This window comes from Arthrobacter ulcerisalmonis (assembly GCF_900609065.1).
In the GTDB taxonomy this organism is placed as follows: domain Bacteria; phylum Actinomycetota; class Actinomycetes; order Actinomycetales; family Micrococcaceae; genus Arthrobacter; species Arthrobacter ulcerisalmonis.
In genome coordinates, this window is sequence record NZ_UXAU01000014.1 from 1 (window position 1) to 16660 (window position 16660).

The 16660-nt window shown below is 64.9% G+C and carries 13 protein-coding genes; 4 read left to right on the top strand and 9 right to left on the bottom strand.

Annotated elements, in window-relative coordinates:
* Positions 1 to 40: 40 nt before the first annotated feature.
* The 4 genes from PSET11_RS04115 (at position 41) to PSET11_RS04130 (ending at position 4378) form a co-directional block, all read left to right on the top strand.
* Entirely contained in the window at positions 41 to 955 is a 915-nt protein-coding gene (locus tag PSET11_RS04115; protein WP_124090850.1) for a dihydrodipicolinate synthase family protein, read from the top strand.
* A 149-nt stretch (positions 956 to 1104) separates the two neighbouring features.
* Positions 1105 to 2049, top strand: coding sequence for an ROK family protein (locus PSET11_RS04120; RefSeq protein ID WP_124090851.1), 945 nt, complete (start codon positions 1105 to 1107; stop codon positions 2047 to 2049).
* A gap of 19 nt (positions 2050 to 2068) precedes the next feature.
* The gene (locus PSET11_RS04125; protein WP_124090852.1) at positions 2069 to 2755 is read left to right on the top strand and encodes an N-acetylmannosamine-6-phosphate 2-epimerase; all 687 of its coding nucleotides are present in this window, start codon (positions 2069 to 2071) and stop codon (positions 2753 to 2755) included.
* A gap of 75 nt (positions 2756 to 2830) precedes the next feature.
* A complete protein-coding gene (locus tag PSET11_RS04130; protein WP_124090853.1) occupies positions 2831 to 4378 on the top strand; it encodes a serine hydrolase in 1548 nt (515 codons plus the stop codon).
* A 1-nt stretch (position 4379) separates the two neighbouring features.
* Here the strand turns inward: PSET11_RS04130 and PSET11_RS04135 are convergent, their stop codons facing one another.
* The 9 genes from PSET11_RS04135 to PSET11_RS04175 form a co-directional block, all read right to left on the bottom strand.
* Complete coding sequence (locus PSET11_RS04135; protein WP_124090854.1) at positions 4380 to 5111, bottom strand: FadR/GntR family transcriptional regulator; 732 nt, start codon at positions 5109 to 5111, stop codon at positions 4380 to 4382.
* Positions 5112 to 5265: 154 nt separating this feature from the next.
* The gene (locus PSET11_RS04140; protein WP_124090927.1) at positions 5266 to 7518 is read right to left on the bottom strand and encodes a gluconokinase, GntK/IdnK-type; all 2253 of its coding nucleotides are present in this window, start codon (positions 7516 to 7518) and stop codon (positions 5266 to 5268) included.
* A 41-nt stretch (positions 7519 to 7559) separates the two neighbouring features.
* Positions 7560 to 8789, bottom strand: coding sequence for a D-mannonate dehydratase ManD (manD, locus tag PSET11_RS04145; RefSeq protein ID WP_124090855.1), 1230 nt, complete (start codon positions 8787 to 8789; stop codon positions 7560 to 7562).
* Positions 8790 to 8892: 103 nt separating this feature from the next.
* Positions 8893 to 10266 carry a glucuronide transporter gene (uidB, locus tag PSET11_RS04150; protein ID WP_124090856.1) on the bottom strand — a complete coding sequence of 458 codons (1374 nt, stop codon included), beginning with the start codon at positions 10264 to 10266 and terminating at the stop codon, positions 8893 to 8895.
* A 200-nt stretch (positions 10267 to 10466) separates the two neighbouring features.
* Positions 10467 to 11837 (bottom strand): mannitol dehydrogenase family protein, encoded by a 1371-nt coding sequence (locus tag PSET11_RS04155; RefSeq protein WP_124090928.1) that lies wholly within the window; start codon positions 11835 to 11837, stop codon positions 10467 to 10469.
* Positions 11838 to 11863: 26 nt separating this feature from the next.
* Positions 11864 to 13285, bottom strand: a complete 1422-nt coding sequence (gene uxaC, locus PSET11_RS04160) for a glucuronate isomerase (RefSeq protein WP_124090857.1) — start codon at positions 13283 to 13285, stop codon at positions 11864 to 11866.
* Positions 13286 to 13393: 108 nt separating this feature from the next.
* On the bottom strand, positions 13394 to 14446 hold the full coding sequence (locus PSET11_RS04165; protein ID WP_238989023.1) for a LacI family DNA-binding transcriptional regulator: 1053 nt from the start codon (positions 14444 to 14446) through the stop codon (positions 13394 to 13396).
* Positions 14447 to 14545: 99 nt separating this feature from the next.
* Positions 14546 to 15712: a Gfo/Idh/MocA family protein gene (locus PSET11_RS04170; protein WP_124090858.1), complete on the bottom strand. Its 1167-nt coding sequence runs from the start codon at positions 15710 to 15712 to the stop codon at positions 14546 to 14548.
* A 31-nt stretch (positions 15713 to 15743) separates the two neighbouring features.
* On the bottom strand, positions 15744 to 16604 hold the full coding sequence (locus PSET11_RS04175; protein WP_238989024.1) for a sugar phosphate isomerase/epimerase family protein: 861 nt from the start codon (positions 16602 to 16604) through the stop codon (positions 15744 to 15746).
* Positions 16605 to 16660 lie beyond the last annotated feature (56 nt).

Consider the following 16660-nt stretch of genomic DNA (forward strand, 5'->3'; position numbering starts at 1 on the left):
ACCCCGTATTTTTTCGCTTTTCAATCATTGGAGTTACCCCATGCCTCAGTTCTCCGGCGTCATCCCGCCAGTCGTCACTCCCCGCCACGCCGATGGCAGCATCGACACCAACTCCCTGAAGAACGTCACCAAGCACCTGCTCGACGGCGGCGTCTCCGGCCTCTTCGTGCTCGGGTCCTCCGCTGAGGTGCCCTACATGACCGATGCCGAGCGCGGCCTGGTGGTCAGCACCATCGCCGAGGCCAACGCTGGATCCGTGCCGCTGATTGTGGGCGCCAACGAGCAGACCACCAACCGCGTGATCGAAGAGGCCAAGAAGGTCATCGACCTCGGCGCCGACGCGATCGTGGTCACCTCCATGTACTACGCCATTGGTAACGTTGCGGAGACCGAGACGCATTTCCGGGCCGTGCACGCCGCCGTTGACAAGCCCATCTTCGCTTACGACGTTCCCGTCCGGACCCACTTCAAGCTCCCCGTTGACCTGCTGGTACGGCTGGGTCGCGACGGCGTCATCACCGGCGTCAAGGACTCCTCCGGCGACGATGTTGGCTTCCGTCAGCTGCTGCTGGCCACCAAGGACAACCCCGAGCTGAGCATCTTCACCGGCCACGAGGTGGTTGTTGACGGCGCCCTCCTGGGCGGCGCCCACGGCGTGGTTCCCGGCCTCGGCAACGTTGACCCGGCCGGCTACCGTCGCCTGTTTGACGCTGCACAGGCTGGCGACTGGGCCGGCGCGAGCCGTGAGCAGGACCGCCTGGCTGACGTGTTCGAGATTGTTTTCACCCCCAACGGCCGGGTCTCCGGCGGCGCTGCGGGCCTGGGTGCGTTCAAGACCGCGCTGCAGGTCATGGGCGTCATCGAGTCCAACACCATGAGCGTGCCCATGCCGGCATTGAACGATTCCGAGACTGCAGCCATCAAGGTGATTTTGGAGCGCAACGGACTCGTCTAGTTTCTTCCCATGGGGCTTAGGGTGCTGGGCACCCTTCTTTTGCCGGTTGCTGCGCTCGTTCCTCGCGCTTTGACGCAACCTACACAAAAGAAGGGTATCCAGCATCGCCTCCCGTTGACCTGCTCCCCGTTTGTCCCCTGTTAGGAAGAATGATGTACGCGATTGGTGTTGATCTTGGCGGGACCAAGACTGCTGCTGGCGTGGTCTCCTCCGCTGGTGAGGTGTTGTTTTCCGAGACCATTCCCACCCTAAATCGCGACGGCGGCGCTGCCATCCTCGCTGCCACGGCAGACCTGATCCGCGGCCTGGTGCGCCGCGTGGCCGACGCCGGAATCGCCGTCGGCCGCGTGGGAATCGGTTCCGCCGGCGTCATCGACGCCGCGAACGGCACGGTGGTGGCCGCCACGGACGCAATCCTCGGCTGGGCCGGAACCCACCTGACCGCAGGACTCGCTGCCCACCTTGACCTGCCCCCCGAGGCTGTCCGCGCCGTCAACGACGTGCACGCGCACGCCATGGGCGAGGCCTGGTTGGGGGCCGCCGCAGGCTCCGACAGCGCCCTCATGGTGGCGTTCGGGACCGGCGTCGGCGGCAGCTTCGTCCTCGCGGGAACCCCCGTCCTGGGCCACCGGTATGTGGGCGGGCACGTGGGCCACATCGCCTCACCGTACGCCTACCATGACGGCGCCGCGCTCCCCTGCGTCTGTGGCCACGCGGGCCATGTCGAGGCCATCGCCTCCGGACCTGCTATCTTCGAAACTTTCCTCCGCTTCGGCGGCTCCCGCGACGTCCCCGACACCCGCGCCGTCTTTTCGCTGGCGCACGACGGCGACACTGCCGCCATCAAGGCGATCGGCATCGGGGCAGGCGCGGCAGGGCAGGCCGTGGGCGGCTTGATCAACATCCTGGACCCTGCCACGGTGGTGGTATCTGGTGGACTGGCCGACGGCGGTGACCCCTGGTGGCGTCCCATGGAACGCGCGCTGCGGGCTGAACTCCTGGCCCCGCTGGCTGACGTGCCGGTGCTGCGGGCAAGCCTGGGGAACACGGCCGCCATGGTGGGCGCCGCAAAACTCGTCCTGAACCAACACTGAACTACTCCTAGGAGAGCCCATGATCCTCACCCCCGAAGGCCTTGAGGCCCTCCGCTCCCAGCTGATCGTTTCCTGCCAGGCGTACCCCGGCGAGCCCATGCGGGATCCTCGGACCACCGGCCAGGTCGCGGCGTCGGCGGTGATCGGCGGGGCTGCGGCGATCCGGGTGCAGGGTTTGGCTGACGTCGAGTTCACCAGGACCGCCGTCGAAGTTCCCGTTATTGGGCTCTGGAAGGACGGCCACGACGGCGTTTTCATCACCCCCACCCTGCGGCACGCCCTGGCGGTGGCCAACGCCGGCGCCCACGTGGTGGCCATCGACGGCACGCGCCGGGCCCGCCCGGATGGGCTGAGTTTCGCAGCTACTGTCGCTGGGATCCACGCCGAATCACACGCGTTGGTCATGGCAGACTGCGGTTCCCTTGACGATGCCCTCGCAGCCGCAGAAGCCGGCGCCGACTTGATCGGCACCACCTTGTCCGGCTACTCCGGCGAGCGGCCTAAGACGGCGGGACCGGACCTGGAACTCTTGGCCCAGATCGCTGCCGCGAACCTTTCCGCACCCCTCATCGCCGAAGGCCGGATCCATACCCCGGAGCACGCCCGGCAGGCCCTGGATGCTGGCGCGTTTGCCGTGGTGGTGGGAACCGCGATCACGCATCCTGCCAGCATCACCGGGTGGTTCAAGGGCGCCATGCACGCCTGAATCGCGTAACTTTGCTGCCGCTTTGACTTTGCCCTAGCGGCGCTGGAGCAGCCTTCCCTACACTGGGCGCAGGCGATGGAGGCCGGACTCCCCGACTCCCACCAGCCACCGATGAGGGGGCTGCTGCCCGTGCCGCCTGGCAAGGTGGAGCCGATCCTTGACCGGCAGAAGGTGGACGCCGCTCTCACCTGGCTGGACGGCTACGCCCAAGCCGCGATGGACTCGACCGGCCTGCCCGGGATGGCCATCGCCGTCGTCTATCAGGATGCGGTGCTGTACGCCAAGGGCTTCGGAGTGGGAGAGGTGGACAAGCCGGACAAGGTGGGCCCGGACACCGTCTTCCAGCTGGCCTCGGTCTCCAAGCCCCTGGCTTCCACCGTGGTGGCCGCGGTGGTGGGCAGGAAGGCCATGACCTGGACCGATCCGATCATCAGCCACAGCCCTAACTTCTCCCTGAAGGACGAGTTCGCCACCCGGAACGCCAGCAGCGCGGACCTGATGTCACACCAGGGCGGCCTCAAGACGGGGGCCGGCGACCTGCTGGAGGACCTCGGTTTCGACCGCGCCTACATCTTCGCCCGGCTCAACCAGCAGCCACTCGACCCGTTCCGGGCAAGCTACAACTACAGCAACTTCGGCTTCACCTGGGGTGGCCAAGCCGCGGCGGACGCCATGAAGATGTCGTGGGAGGACTTGGCCGATGAGGTCTTGTTCAAGCCGCTCGGCATGACCAGCACCTCTTACCGCTATGCCGACTATGAAAAGCGGGAAGACCGCGCCATCATCCACGTGCCGTTGGGGGACAAGAAATGGGAAGCCAAATACCGCAGGACGCCCGACGCCGAGGCTCCCGCCGGCGGTGCCAGCTCCTCGGTGCGCGACCTGGCGCAGTGGCTCCGGCTGCAGTTGGGCAATGGCACCTATGAGGGCAAACCCGTGGTGGACGCGGAGGCGCTGCAGACCAGTCATGTACCGCACGCCATTTCCCGCCCGGCAGAGGATCCTGCCGCCCGCAGCGGCGCCTACGGACTCGGCTGGAACGTCTCCAGCGACGATCTCGGCAGGGTGGTCCTGGGCCACTCTGGCGCCTTCAACCTGGGCGTGGCCACCGCCGTGTCCATGCTGCCGGGCGAGGGTTTGGCAATTGTTGCCGTGACCAACGGGCGCCCGCAAGGCATCCCCGAGGCCGTCACCGCCGCTTTCCTGGACACCCTGCAGCACGGATCCCCCACGGTGGATTGGTTGACCTTCACCAATGGTGCCTTCAAGCAGATCGACGCAGCAGACGCACCGGCCGTGGACTACACCAAAGCGCCGGCCAGTCCTTCGGCGGCGCAGAGCCTCAGCAGCTACGCCGGCCGCTACACGAGTTCCTATTACGGGCCGCTGGAGGTGGCCGAGGCGAACGGCGTGCTGAGCATGACAATGGGACCCAGCGCCGCGCCCACTACTTTCCCACTCACGCAGTTCGACGGCGATACGTTCAGTTTCGACTCGATCGGCGAGAACGCCAACGGCCTTGCGGGAGCCATCTTTGCCGCTCCGTCTGACGGCTCCGCGCCAAGTGTCCGGCTGGACTTCTACGACCGGACCGGTCTGGGCACGTTCAGCCGGGAAGGGTGAACTACTCCCCCGCAACATCCTTGAGCTTGAGCCTGATGCCATCGAAGTGCCGCTGCAGGCGTTCGGAGGCCAAGGCTTTGTCCCGGTTGGCCACGGCATCGTAGATGTCCCAATGGTCCTGGGCCTGCTGCTCCAGGTTGACGGTTCCGGTGCCCAGCGCCAGGTGGATCTGGCGGTAGACCTGCCAAAACACGTCCACCAGGCTGGTCAGCAGCTCGTTGTTGAGGGGTGCGTAGAGGCGGCGGTGGAATTCGGCGTCGTGCTCCACCAGCATTTCGCCGCGGCTGGCCGCTTCCTGCATGCCCTGCATGACGGCCTTGAGCTCGGCCAGGTGCTCCTCGGTCAGCACGTCGATGGCAGAGCCGATCAGGCCGGATTCCAAGGCCTGGCGCACGTCCACCAGTTCCATGGCTTCTTCGCCCTTATGGCGCAGCGAGAGCCGGCCGCGGAACGTCAGGCCAGCCACCAACGCCGTGAAGTTGTTGGGAGCCACGAACATGCCAAAGCCGTGCCGGATCTCGATGACGCCCAAGGCTTGCAGCACCTTGAGGGACTCGCGGACGGTGTTCCGGCCAACGCCGAGTTCGGCGGACAACTCACTCTCGGTGGGCAGTGCATCCCCAACGTCCAGTCCGCGCTCTAGGATGAGATCCATGATGCGTGTCTGCAGGGCCTGCGAGCGGAGCTGGGCACTGAATCGGGCTGGCGAAACTCCTGCAGGCGCTGTGGTCACGATATCTCCTTAGGCAGCCGTCGGTTGGCGGCCTTTCTCTTGAATTATTGTACAGGAGATGGGACGTCCCCTGTCTGTTTTGCGCCAAAGAAAAACGCCATTCCCGCCAGAATTTTTTCCGGCCGGAATGGCGCCTCTCTATGGCTGAACCGGGCTACAGCCTGGTGTCGAAGGACTCGCAAAACACGTTCTCGTTGAACGTGCCGGTGAAATCCGATTTGCCCTGGATCTTCTCGATCGCCGCCCTGATAGCCTCCCGGGATTCCGCGTGCGCGTGAATCGCCGTCCGCACCATGGGGACATCGATCAGGTGGTTGGGCTGGTTGAGCGAAACGAACACTGTGGGAACCTCGGTGGTGTACCAAGGAATCTCGGCCGCCATCGGGGTGGACCACTTGATCCGGATCGCAGCTTCCTGCGCAAACCCCTTCACGTTGGCGAAGACGAACGCGGCGTCGTACTTGTCCGCGTAGTCCCCGGTGGCTTCCTCGGAGATGACTGACATGAAGTTCACGCCAACCTCCCCCGCAGCTTCACGCTGATCCGCGGTGCGGAAGACATGCACCTCAAAGCCGGCCGCTTCCAGTTCTTCCCGGACAGTATCCAGGTAGGACAACGGATCGGCCCGGGTGAAGTCGGCGCCGCCGGAGATGCCATACAACCGGATCCGCTTGTGCGTTGCCGGCGTAATGGGCAAGTTCCCGGCGGTGTCCTTGATCAACGTGACGGTCTTGTCCGCGACCTCGGCGGCGATGGCGCGGTGCGCCTCGCTGCCAATCTGGGCCAACGCCGAGACTGGCGGAACCAGGTCCGCAGCAGGCTTCACGTGCAGGCCAAGACTGGCTTTCAGGCCAAGGATCCGGCGCAGCGCATCGTGCAGGCGTTGCTCCGTGATGATCCCGGACTCAACGCCGGCCTTCATGTAGCCGAAGTCCTCGTCCGGGTTCCGGAAGAAGAGGAACATGTCGCAACCAGCCGCAATGGTGGCAGGAACCAGGTCCTTGCGCTTCATGGCCTGGGTCAGGCCAATCATCTGCGAGGCGTCGGTCAGGATCAGGCCGTTGAAGGCCAGCTCGCCGCGCAGCAGGTCCTGGAGGAGTTCGGGTGCCAGCGTGGCAGGCAGGACCTCCGCGTCCGTCATTGCGGGACGGAAATGGCGGGACAGTTCGGGGGCGCCGATGTGGCCGATCATGATGGACTGCACGCCGTGCTCGATCATGCCGCGGTAGACGTGGCCGTACGTCCGGTTCCACTCGCCGTAGCCAAGCGGGTTGTAGGACGTGACCACGTGCTGGTCGCGCTCATCGATGCCGTCTCCGGGAAAGTGCTTCATGGCGCAGACAGTCGGTGACTCGCTGATGCCGTCGAAGTATTCCTTGGCGCGCTCCACCACAATCTCCGGCGTGTTGCCGAAGGAACGGGTGGAGACCACCGTGTTGCGCCAGTTGTAGTGGATGTCCACAATCGGCGCGAACGCCCAGTTGCAGCCCAAGGCGGCGGTCTCGACGCCGGCCACCTGGCCCATCTGCCGCGCAATCCCCTTGTCCGGGTGCGAGCCGGCCTGTAGGTGCGTGGAGACGAAAGTGCCGTCGTCGCAACTGCCGGCGCCACCCATTTCGGGGTTGGACGCGATCAGCAGGGGAATCTTGCTGACGGACTGCGCGTACCGGATGTGTTCCTGGACAGCTGCCGAGGGGCCCGGCCGGTAGCGCATGCCGCCAACGTGGTAGTTGGCCACCACATCGTCCAGGTACTCAGGGGTGTACGCGTTGTTGTGGTTGATGAAGAGCTGGCCGATCTTCTCGTCCAGCGTCATTCCCGCCAGGGTGGAGTCCACCCAGGCCACAGCGTCGTCGTCGAGATTGTACGGGGCTGCCGACAGGTCAACGAGGAACGGTCCGGCTGCCTGCACAGCGTTGGCGTCGCCGCCCCGGAGGGCGGCAATACCGGTCAGCGCCTCGGCGACGATTTCCTCCACCGTTGCGGCGATGTCCACCACCAACCCGGACTCGTCAGATTCGAGGGCTTCGAGGGTTGCCAGCTGCGACTCAAGCAGGGCAGCAGGCATGAAGTGGCCGCTGCGGCCTTCCAGGCGCGCGCCCAGAACTTCCTTGCTCCCGTGCAGGTGCAGGAAAATCGTGTCGGGTGCCTGCGCGCGGATGGCGTCGCGGTAAGAACGGCGCAGCGCAGAGCACGCCAGAACCAGGCCCTGCGACCCGGACTCGGCGAGCTTACTGCCCACGGTAGCCAACCAAGGCCAGCGGTCCTCGTCAGTCAACGGGATCCCGGCAGCCATTTTGGCGACGTTCTCTACCGGGTGCAGCGAATCGCCGTCCAGGAACGGAAGGCGGAGTTCGTGCGCGGCGAGGGCGCCGATGGTGGTCTTGCCACAACCGGACACGCCCATCACAATGATGCGCGGCCCGGTTGCAGCAGTAGTTGTGGTGCTCACCAGTCGTGGACCGTTCCGTCAACCAGGCGGTTGTAGGGCAGGTAGGCCTGCTGGTACGGGAACGCAGCGGCCGCTTCGGCGTTGAACTCGACGCCGATGCCGGGCTTGTCGCCCGGGTGCAGATAGCCGTCCTTGAACGTCATGGACTGTTCGAAGACCTCGTTGGTCTTGTCCGAGTGCTGCATGTATTCCTGGATGCCGTAGTTGTGGATGGCCAGGCCCACGTGCAGCTGCGCCGCAAAGCCCACCGGGGAGATATCGGTGGGGCCGTGGAAGCCGGACTTGATCTGGTACTGGGCGGCGAAGTCCATGACCTTCTTCAACGGCGAAATGCCGCCGAAGTGGGTGGAGGCTGCACGAACGTAGTCGATCAGCTGTTCCTTGATGATGGTCTGGTAATCGTAGACGGTGTTGAAGATTTCACCGATGGCCAGCGGGGTGGTGGTGTGGTGCCGGACCCAGCGCAGCGCTTCCTGGTTTTCGGCAGGGGTGCAGTCTTCGAGCCAGAAAAGGTCGTACGGTTCCAAAGACTTGCCCAGCTTGGCGGCCTGGATGGGCGTCATCCGGTGGTGGCCGTCGTGGAGCAGCGGGATTTCCGGGCCGAACTCGTTGCGCACGGCTTCAAAGACGGTGGGCAGGTGGCGCAGGTACGCACGGGTGTCCCAGTCCTCTTCCTGCGGGAACGCGCCGCGACCGGCGGGCTCGTAGTCGTAGCGTTCGCCGGAGGCCTGAGCCTGGGCGGCAACACCGTAGACGGCCTTGATGCCGGGGACGGCGGTCTGCACGCGGATGGACTTGTAGCCCAGTTCAAGGTGCTCGCGGATGGAGTCGAAGAGCGAGGGGATGTCTGAGCCGGAAGCGTGGCCGTAGGCGCGCAGTCCGTCGCGGGACGCGCCACCCAGGAGCTGGTAGACGGGCAGGCCGGCGATCTTGCCCTTGATGTCCCAGAGCGCCATGTCGACGGCGGCGATGGCTGCCATGGTGACGGGGCCGCGGCGCCAGTACGAGCTGCGGTACAGGAACTGCCAGGTGTCCTCGATGCGGTGCGGGTCTTTGCCGATCAGGAGCTGCGCAACGTGCTCCTTGAGGTAAGCGGCGACGGCAAGCTCGCGGCCGTTCAGGGTGGCATCGCCGATGCCAACGACGCCTTCATCGGTGGTGACACGTAGCGTGACGAAGTTGCGTGACGGGCTCGTCACGAACACTTCAGCGGAGATGATTTTCACAGTTGTTCCTTTCAACAAAACTGGCAGAGCGGGGGACGTATCTGGTGCTGCGGCGTTGGTCGGGCGGGCCCTGGTGTGGTCCCGCCCAGCCAACGTGGTGTGGCTAGTGATCGGCCTTGTGGGCTGCGTCTGCGGAGGCGGCGTCGGCAGCGGCGCGGCGTTCCCGGATTTCAGCCAGGATCTCTGCGTGCTTGGCGTCGGTGAGCTTGTACTTGGACATCACGATAACGGCCAGGAGTACCATCACGGCAGGGAGGGCACCGGCGGCAACCTGGATACCCAGGACCGCCTCCGGGGTCTGGGTGACGCCGGACTTGTAGCCACCCAGGGCGAGGGCGTAGGCGGCCAAGGCGCCGCCCACTGCCTGGCCGGTTTTACGGGTGAAGGAGAACAGTGCGTAGGTGATGCCTTCTGTGCGGATGCCCGTCTTCCATTCGCCGTATTCCACCGTGTCGGCTTCAAGGGCCCAAACCACAATGTTGACCGCGAGGACGCCCACCAGGGAGACCAGGAGGCCGCCAAAGCCGAGCCACCAGAGGCTGGCCGGGGTGAAGAAGATGATGGCGCCGCCCAGGACGCTGACCAGGGAAGCGTAAACGTAGACCTGCTTCTTGCCGATGGTGCGGACCAGCTTGGGCATGATGCCGGCCATGACGAAGGTGAGGACCAGCTGGATAATCGACAGGACGGGGTAGAGGTCCAGGCGACCCAGCACGTCACGCAGGTAGTAAAGCTGAACGGAGCTCAGGGCCAGGTAGCCGGTGAGGAAGAAGAAGGAGCTCAAGCACAACATCATCAGCGGCTTGTTGCCCTTGAGGGTTTCGAAGCTCTGCTTCATGGTGACGTTGGGGACGGCGCGGAAGACGCGTTCCTTGGCGGTCAGGACCGTGAAGAAGTAAAGGGCCGCGCCGATGACCACGAAGATCAGGGTCACGAAGGTGAAGGTGCCCTGCAGGTCGGCGCCGGGCTTGATCAGCGGGGCCACGAAGATGCCGAGTGCGGAGCCAACCAGCAGGCCGCCCACCAGCCGGGCCGAGCCGAGCTTGGCGCGTTCGCTGGGGTCCTGGGTCATGGCGCCGGCCAGTGAGCCGTACGGGATGTTGACCAGGCTGTAGGCGAGGCCAAGGGCTGCGTAGGTGACGTAGGCGTAGAGCAGGGTGCCGGATTCGCCGAGCTGCGGGACCGAGAAGGTGGCCATGCTGAGCAGGAGCAGAGGGATCGACCCGAACATGATGAAGGGCCGGAACTTGCCGAAGCGCTTGCTGTAGGCCCGGTCAACCATGCGGCCGGCAAAGACGTCTGCGAAGGCGTCGAAGATACGGACCACCAGGAGCAGGGTGCCAGCGGCAGCTGCGGAGATGCCGGCAACGTCCGTGTAGTACACCAGCAGGAACATGGTGGCGGTGGTGAATGCGAGGTTATTGGCAGCATCGCCGGCGCCATAGCCGACGATACTTAGCTTGCTCAGCTTTTTCATGCTTGGGCTCCTTTACCCTGCCGCCCGGAGGCGGTGTGACCGTGAATGGTAGCGATGCGTTCTGATGTAAGCGTAATCACTTGGCAACGTTTTGGCAAGCGGTTGCCAAAACGTTGTCGAATTTTGCCGAAATCGCCAATGCCCGGCACTCCCCTGCGGGAGTACCGGGCATCGTTCACGGTCGAACTGGGCGCAGGAACCTAGGCAACTGCGGTCGTTCCGCGCAGGCTTGACATCAAGTCCACGACCGCGTCATCCGCAGCCAGTCCCGCGTCGACCAGTGCCAGCAGCGCACGAACTCGGCCGGACTCATCGTCTGCGTTGACCGCGGCAACCTCGGCGGACAGCGGATCCTGCAGCGGCGGCAGGGCCACGGTGCAGTCCATCCAGCTGGCGATCATCAGGGCCGCCGCAGCACCTGAGCGGCCAGCGGCACGCTCGGCACGCAGCACCGGGACGGCGCGCATGCGCAGCTTGGTGGTGCCATCCATGGCGATCTGGGCCAGGTGGTGGGCGATCCGGGCGTTACTGAAACGCGCCAGCAGCGCCTCTCGGTAAGCGGGGATCTGCAGGCCCTCGGCCGGCAGATTGGCTTCCGCCTCGTCCCAGAACGCCGTGATGGCATCCCGGCAGAACGGATCAGCAAGTGCTTCGGCAACGGTGGCGTGGCCGCGCAGCTGGCCGGCATAGGCCAGCAGCGAGTGCGCACCGTTCAGGAGCCACAGCTTCCGGTTCTCGTACGGCTCGATCTCCTCGACGAACAGGGCGCCGCCGTCCTCCCAGCGCGGGCGACCCGCAGGGAAGTCACCGCTGAGCACCCAGCTGGCGAACGGTTCCGCCACCACGGGCGAGCTGTCCGCGTACCCGCAGGCGGCGGCAACGGCTGCCACATCCTCAGGGGTGGTCCGGGGTGTGATGCGGTCCACGGAGGTGCTCACAAAGCTGGTGTTGGCGCTGACCCATTCGGCCAGGCTCGGATCCCAGGCGTTGGCCATCCCCACCACGGACTGGCGGGCCACCTCGCCGTTGTTCGAGAGGTTATCGCAGCAGACCACAGCCAGCGGACCGGCGTCGGCCGTTCTGCGGGCGGCAAGGCCCAGGACCAGGCGACCCAACGGCGTCACGGGATCCCCAGCGCCGCCCAGCGCGGCCAGGTCGGCCACCACCTCGGGGGCGGCGCTGTTGAAACTGCCATCCGGGTTGGCCAGATAGGCCGCTTCGGTGATGGTCAGGGTGACGACGGCGGTCTGGGACACTGCCAGCAGGCCGGCCAGGCGCGCAACGTCTGCGCCGTCCACGGCTTCGACAATGCTGCCCACGACGGAGAAGGTGTCACCGGCATCGGCGCGCTCCACCACGGTGAAGAGGCCGTCCTGCGCGGCGAGCGTCAGGGCTGCGTCGGGCCGGCGGCCGGTGAACGAGGCAATCCCCCAGTTCCCGGCGTCGGACGCCTGTTCGGTGTACCAGGCCTGGTGCGAGCGATGGAACGCGCCCAGCCCCAGGTGGACCATCCGCACGGGGGCGGCGGGAAGGGATCGGAGCGTCCGGTTCAGGCGGGGCAGGTCGGCCATGGTGTCTTCGGTGATCAGGTCGGCGCTCACAGCTTGAACACCCGTCGTGGCGAGCCGTCAACCAGGTCCACGATGATCTCGTGGGCGCGATCTTCGCTGACGCGATGCTCAGCCACCAGGCGGGCCAGGAAGGAGGCCTCGATCCGGCGGGACGCGTCGTGCCGGGCCGGGATGGAGCAGAAGGCGCGGGTGTCGTCGATGAAGCCGGAGTTGCGGGAGAACCCGGCGGTTTCGGTGACGGCCGAACGGAAGCGCAGCATAGCGTCGGGGGCATCCAGGAACCACCACGGCGCGCCGAGGTAGACGGAAGGGTAGAAGCCGGCCAGCGGAGCCAGTTCCCGTGAGTAGACGGTCTCATCCATGGTGAACAGCACCAGGTGGAAGTCCTTGGCCGTGCCGAAATCCTGCAGCAGCGGCCGGATGTTCTCGGTGTAGTCAATAGCGAACGGGATGTCGTGTCCGCTGTCGGCGCCGAAGGTGTTGAACGTGGGCTCGTGGTGGTTGCGGAACGATCCGGGGTGGATGGTCATGACCAAGCCGTCGGCCACGGACATCCGGGCCATCTGGTACATCATGTGCGCTTCGAAGTTTTCGCGGTCCTGGGCTGAGGCTTGCCCTGACCGGGCGCGGTCGAACATCCTGGCTGCATCGGCGTCGTCCAGCTTCAGGGTCCGGGGCGTGCGGACGCCGTGGTCAGCTGAGACTGCACCGTGTTCCACGAAGTACTGGCGGCGGTTCTCGAGGGCCGTGATGTACGCGGCGTAGCCGCTGCCGCCATCGCCAGCTGCGGCAATCAGGCGGTCCACGTTGGCGGACCAGGTGGGGTGCGCGATGTTGAGGTACTGGTCCGGGCGGAACGTGGGCAGCACGCGGCCGGCAAAGCTGGCATCCTCGGCAATTGCCTTGTGGCTGGCCAAGTCATCGAGTGGATCGTCAGTGGTGGCCAAGACTTCGATGTTGAAGTCGGTGAAGAGCTGGCGCGGGCGGAAGCCGGGCTCCTCGAGCTTGGCACTGATGGCGTTGTAGCTGGCGTCAGGGTCGGTAGCGGACGGTTCCTCCTGCAGGCCAAAGACGCTCTGGAACTGGTTGCGGAGCCAGTAGCCGGAGGCGGTGCCCTCCAGCAGGGGCCAGGCCTTGCAGAATTCGCGCCAGACAACGCGGGAATCGGGGGTGGCGTTGTCACCCTGCGCTCCGGCCTGCGGGCGTAGCAGTGATTGGTCAACGCCGGAAGCGTGGATGAGTCGGGTGACGTAGTGGTCCGGGCTGACCAGCAGCGCTGCCGGGTCCGGGAAGGGAGTGTTCTGCTCGATGACAGCGGCGTCAACGTGGCCATGCGGGGAGATGATGGGCAGGTCCTCAACGCGCTTCAGGAGGTCGCGGGCAATGCTGCGAGTTCCGGGATCAGCGGGCAGGAGCCGGTCTGGGTTGGGGACTATCGACTGTGACATATCTCAATAATCGGGCTTTCCCTCTAATTTTGTCAACCGGTTGCCAAAAGTTGCCAGAAAGTTTCCACGGCGATTCCGGTGGCGGCTCAAAGCCCCCGCGGTTAGGCCCTAGCTCAGGAGCCGACCGCTCGAACCTCGGAGCACCAGCTCGGTCTCCACGCGGACTGTTCCCTCGTCTTCGCCGCCAGCGAGCACGTCCAGAAGCCGTGTGGCGGCCGCTGAGCCGCACTCCCCCAGCGGCGAACGCACAGTGGTGAGCGGTGGGGTGGTGAAGTCGGCGCCGAAAATGTCATCGAAGCCCACAATGCTGATCTGGTCCGGAACCACCATCCCGCCTGCTTGCAGTTCGCGCATCAGGCCGATGGCCAGAAGGTCGTTGTAGGTGAGCACAGCCGTGACGCCGCTGGCCAGGACATCGCGCGCTACCTGCCGGCCGCCGTCGACCGTTGGCTTGGCAGACTCCAGCCGCAGCGCCGAGACGTGCGACCACTCGCAGGCCGCCTGGACACCTTCCCAGCGGCGGCCGGACATCCATGACTGCACCGGCCCGCCCACGTAGGCGATCTTCTTGTGCCCGTTGGCTGCCAGGCTGCGCACGGCTTCGCTGATGCCCTTGTGGACATCGGGAATGACGCAGGGAACCCCGGTGACCTCGCGGTTGATGACCACCACGGGTTTCTCTGCGGCGAGCGCGCGGATGTCGTCGTCGTCCATCCGGGGGCTGGCGAGGATCAGGCCGTCAACGGTGGCCATCATGCGGTGGCCTGCCGTGAGTTCAGTGGAACCGGATTCGGCGGATTCGGCAAGCACCAAGGTGTAATCGCGCAGTGTGCCGGTGGTCTGGGCGCCGCGAATGATGTCGAAGAAGGTGGGGTTGGTGAAGTCGGCAACAATGAGGCCGATGGTGTTGGTGCGGCCGGTGGGGAGGGCCCGGGCAAACGGATTCACCTGGTAACGCAGCTCCGCGGCGGCATCTTCGATGAGTTTTTGGGTCTTCGCACTGACGCGGCCGGGCTTGCTCAGGGCGCGGGACACGGTGGAGGGATTAACGCCGGCCATCTTGGCGATGTCGTAAATCGTGGCGCTGGACTTGCCGTCCCGCACCTGCTTTTTGGCAGCGTTGATCGGTACGACAGGGTCCTTGGTGTTGGCGTCACTCACTGGTTCATCCTAACGAGCGGATAACCCAACTAGCTCGCAATAGTTGTCGTTTTGACGGGTCAGAACGACAACTACTGCTAGCCAGTTGGGCGGAAGGGGTCAGGAACGCTGTTCGAAGGTACCTTCGGTGGCGATCCGCTTGTTCAGTTCGGCGAGGAACAGGTCCTCGTCGAAGTCCAGGCCAACTTCAGTGCCTGTCCAGCTGGACAGGTGGATGGCGTTGGCTAGGCGGACGCCCTTTATGCCGTCCGAACCCGGAGCCAGCAGCGGGGTGCCGTCCAGAATGTTGGCGGCAAAGTTCTCCAGGACGCCGGAGTGCTGCGCGCCCCACGCCGACTCGAATTCGATGACTTCGGTGGTGTAGAGCTCGGCCGGGTTCAGCTGGCCCGTGAAGAGCTTCATGACGTCCTCCATGCCCATGCCGTCGCTGAGCTCGCGCTCCGGCTTGACCAGGCGGGTCACGGTGGCGGTCTTCGAGTTCTCGACGACGATCTTGCCCTGGTCGCCCAGGATCTCGAACCGGTCGGTGCCCACGATGTCGTGGGTGGCGGTCACGAAGACGCCGGTGACGCCATTGCCGTAATCGGCCACGGCGGTGACTTCGTCTTCTACCGCAATGTCGCGGCGGAAACCGTAGGACACCTTGGAGTAGACGGACTGCGGCACGCCACAGATCCACTGCCACAGGTCCAGCTGGTGCGGTGCCTGGTTGACCAGGACGCCGCCGCCCTCGCCACCCCAGGTGGCACGCCAAGCGCTGGAGTTGTAGTAACCCTGCGGGCGCCACCAGTTGGTGATGATCCAATTGCTGCGACGGATCGCGCCGATCTCGCCGTTGTCGACGATTTCCTTCAGCTTGATGTACAGCGGGTTGTTGCGCTGGTTGAACATGATGCCGAAGGACAGCTCCGGCTTGGAAGCGGCGAACTCGTTGAGTTCCTTGACCTGCTTGGTGTACACGCCGGCAGGCTTCTCCACCAGCGCGTGGATGTTGCGCTTGAGGGTTTCGATGCCCATTTCCGGGTGCAGGAAGTGCGGCACGCAGGTCACGACGGCGTCCACGTCACCGCTTTCGAGCAACGCGATGTAGTCGTCGTAGACGGGGACATCCGGGTAGGTGCTGGCCGCCAGTTCGCGCTTCTTGGGGTCAATGTCTGCAATGGCGCCGATGACCATGTTGGGCACCAGGCCGTCGGTGATGAACTTGGCGTACATGCCGCCCTGCTGGCCCAGGCCGATGATACCGAGGCGTACTTTGTTGCTCATGAAAAATTGCTCCGTCGTTGATTGCTGCGAATTAGAAAAGGTCTGAATGGCCCAGGGCCACCAAGTTGTCGTAGGAAGTCTGCAGGGCTTCCCAGACAGTGCGGCCGTAGAGTTCATCCTGCTCCACCAGCAGGTACTCGGCGCCGGCGGCCTGGGCCGCGGGAATGATGGACGCGAAATCGAGGTTGCCCTCGCCCACCTCGGCGAACTGGACAACGTTCCGGAATTCCTGCATGAAGCCCTTGAAGTCACCGGTCTCCAGCATGCCGAAGGAGGCTTCCGGCAGTTCGCCGATCCGGTAGTCCTTGAGGTGCACCATGGCGGTGCGGCCGGAGTACTTCTCCAGGGTCCGGACGGGATCGAGGCCACCGCGCTGGACCCAGTGCACATCGATTTCCATGCCCATAGCCGGGGAGTTCTCGGCGATGATGTCCAGCATGTACTTGCCATCGAACTTCGCGAACTCGATGTGGTGGTTGTGGTAGTACAGGCTCAGGCCGTGTTCCTTGAGCCGTTCGGCGTACTCGTTGGTCTTCTTGGCGAACTCCACCACGGCGTCCAGGGACTTCATGGCCGAGAACGGCAGCATGCCGATCCGCAGCAGCTTGGTATCCAGCTGCTTGGCGTCTGCCACGATCTTGTCGAAGTGGTCAACCAGCGAGTCACCTGGGAAACCCTTCGGCACCTCCATGGCCACGGAAAGTGCGGCGATGTCCATCCCGAGTTCAGTCTGGGACCGCTCCAGTTCGGCAACGTTTTCCGCCGTCATAGGGATCTGGGAGATTTCGACGGCGTTGTAGCCGATCGCACTGACCTTCCGGAGCGTTTCGAACGCGCCGACCTCCCCGAAACTGTCCTTCAACATCATTGCCTGCACACCGATTGTGGCCACAGTGGTTTCCTTTCTGGTTGCCATCCCGGCAGGGGCTGGCTTTTTGGTTCGCTGGG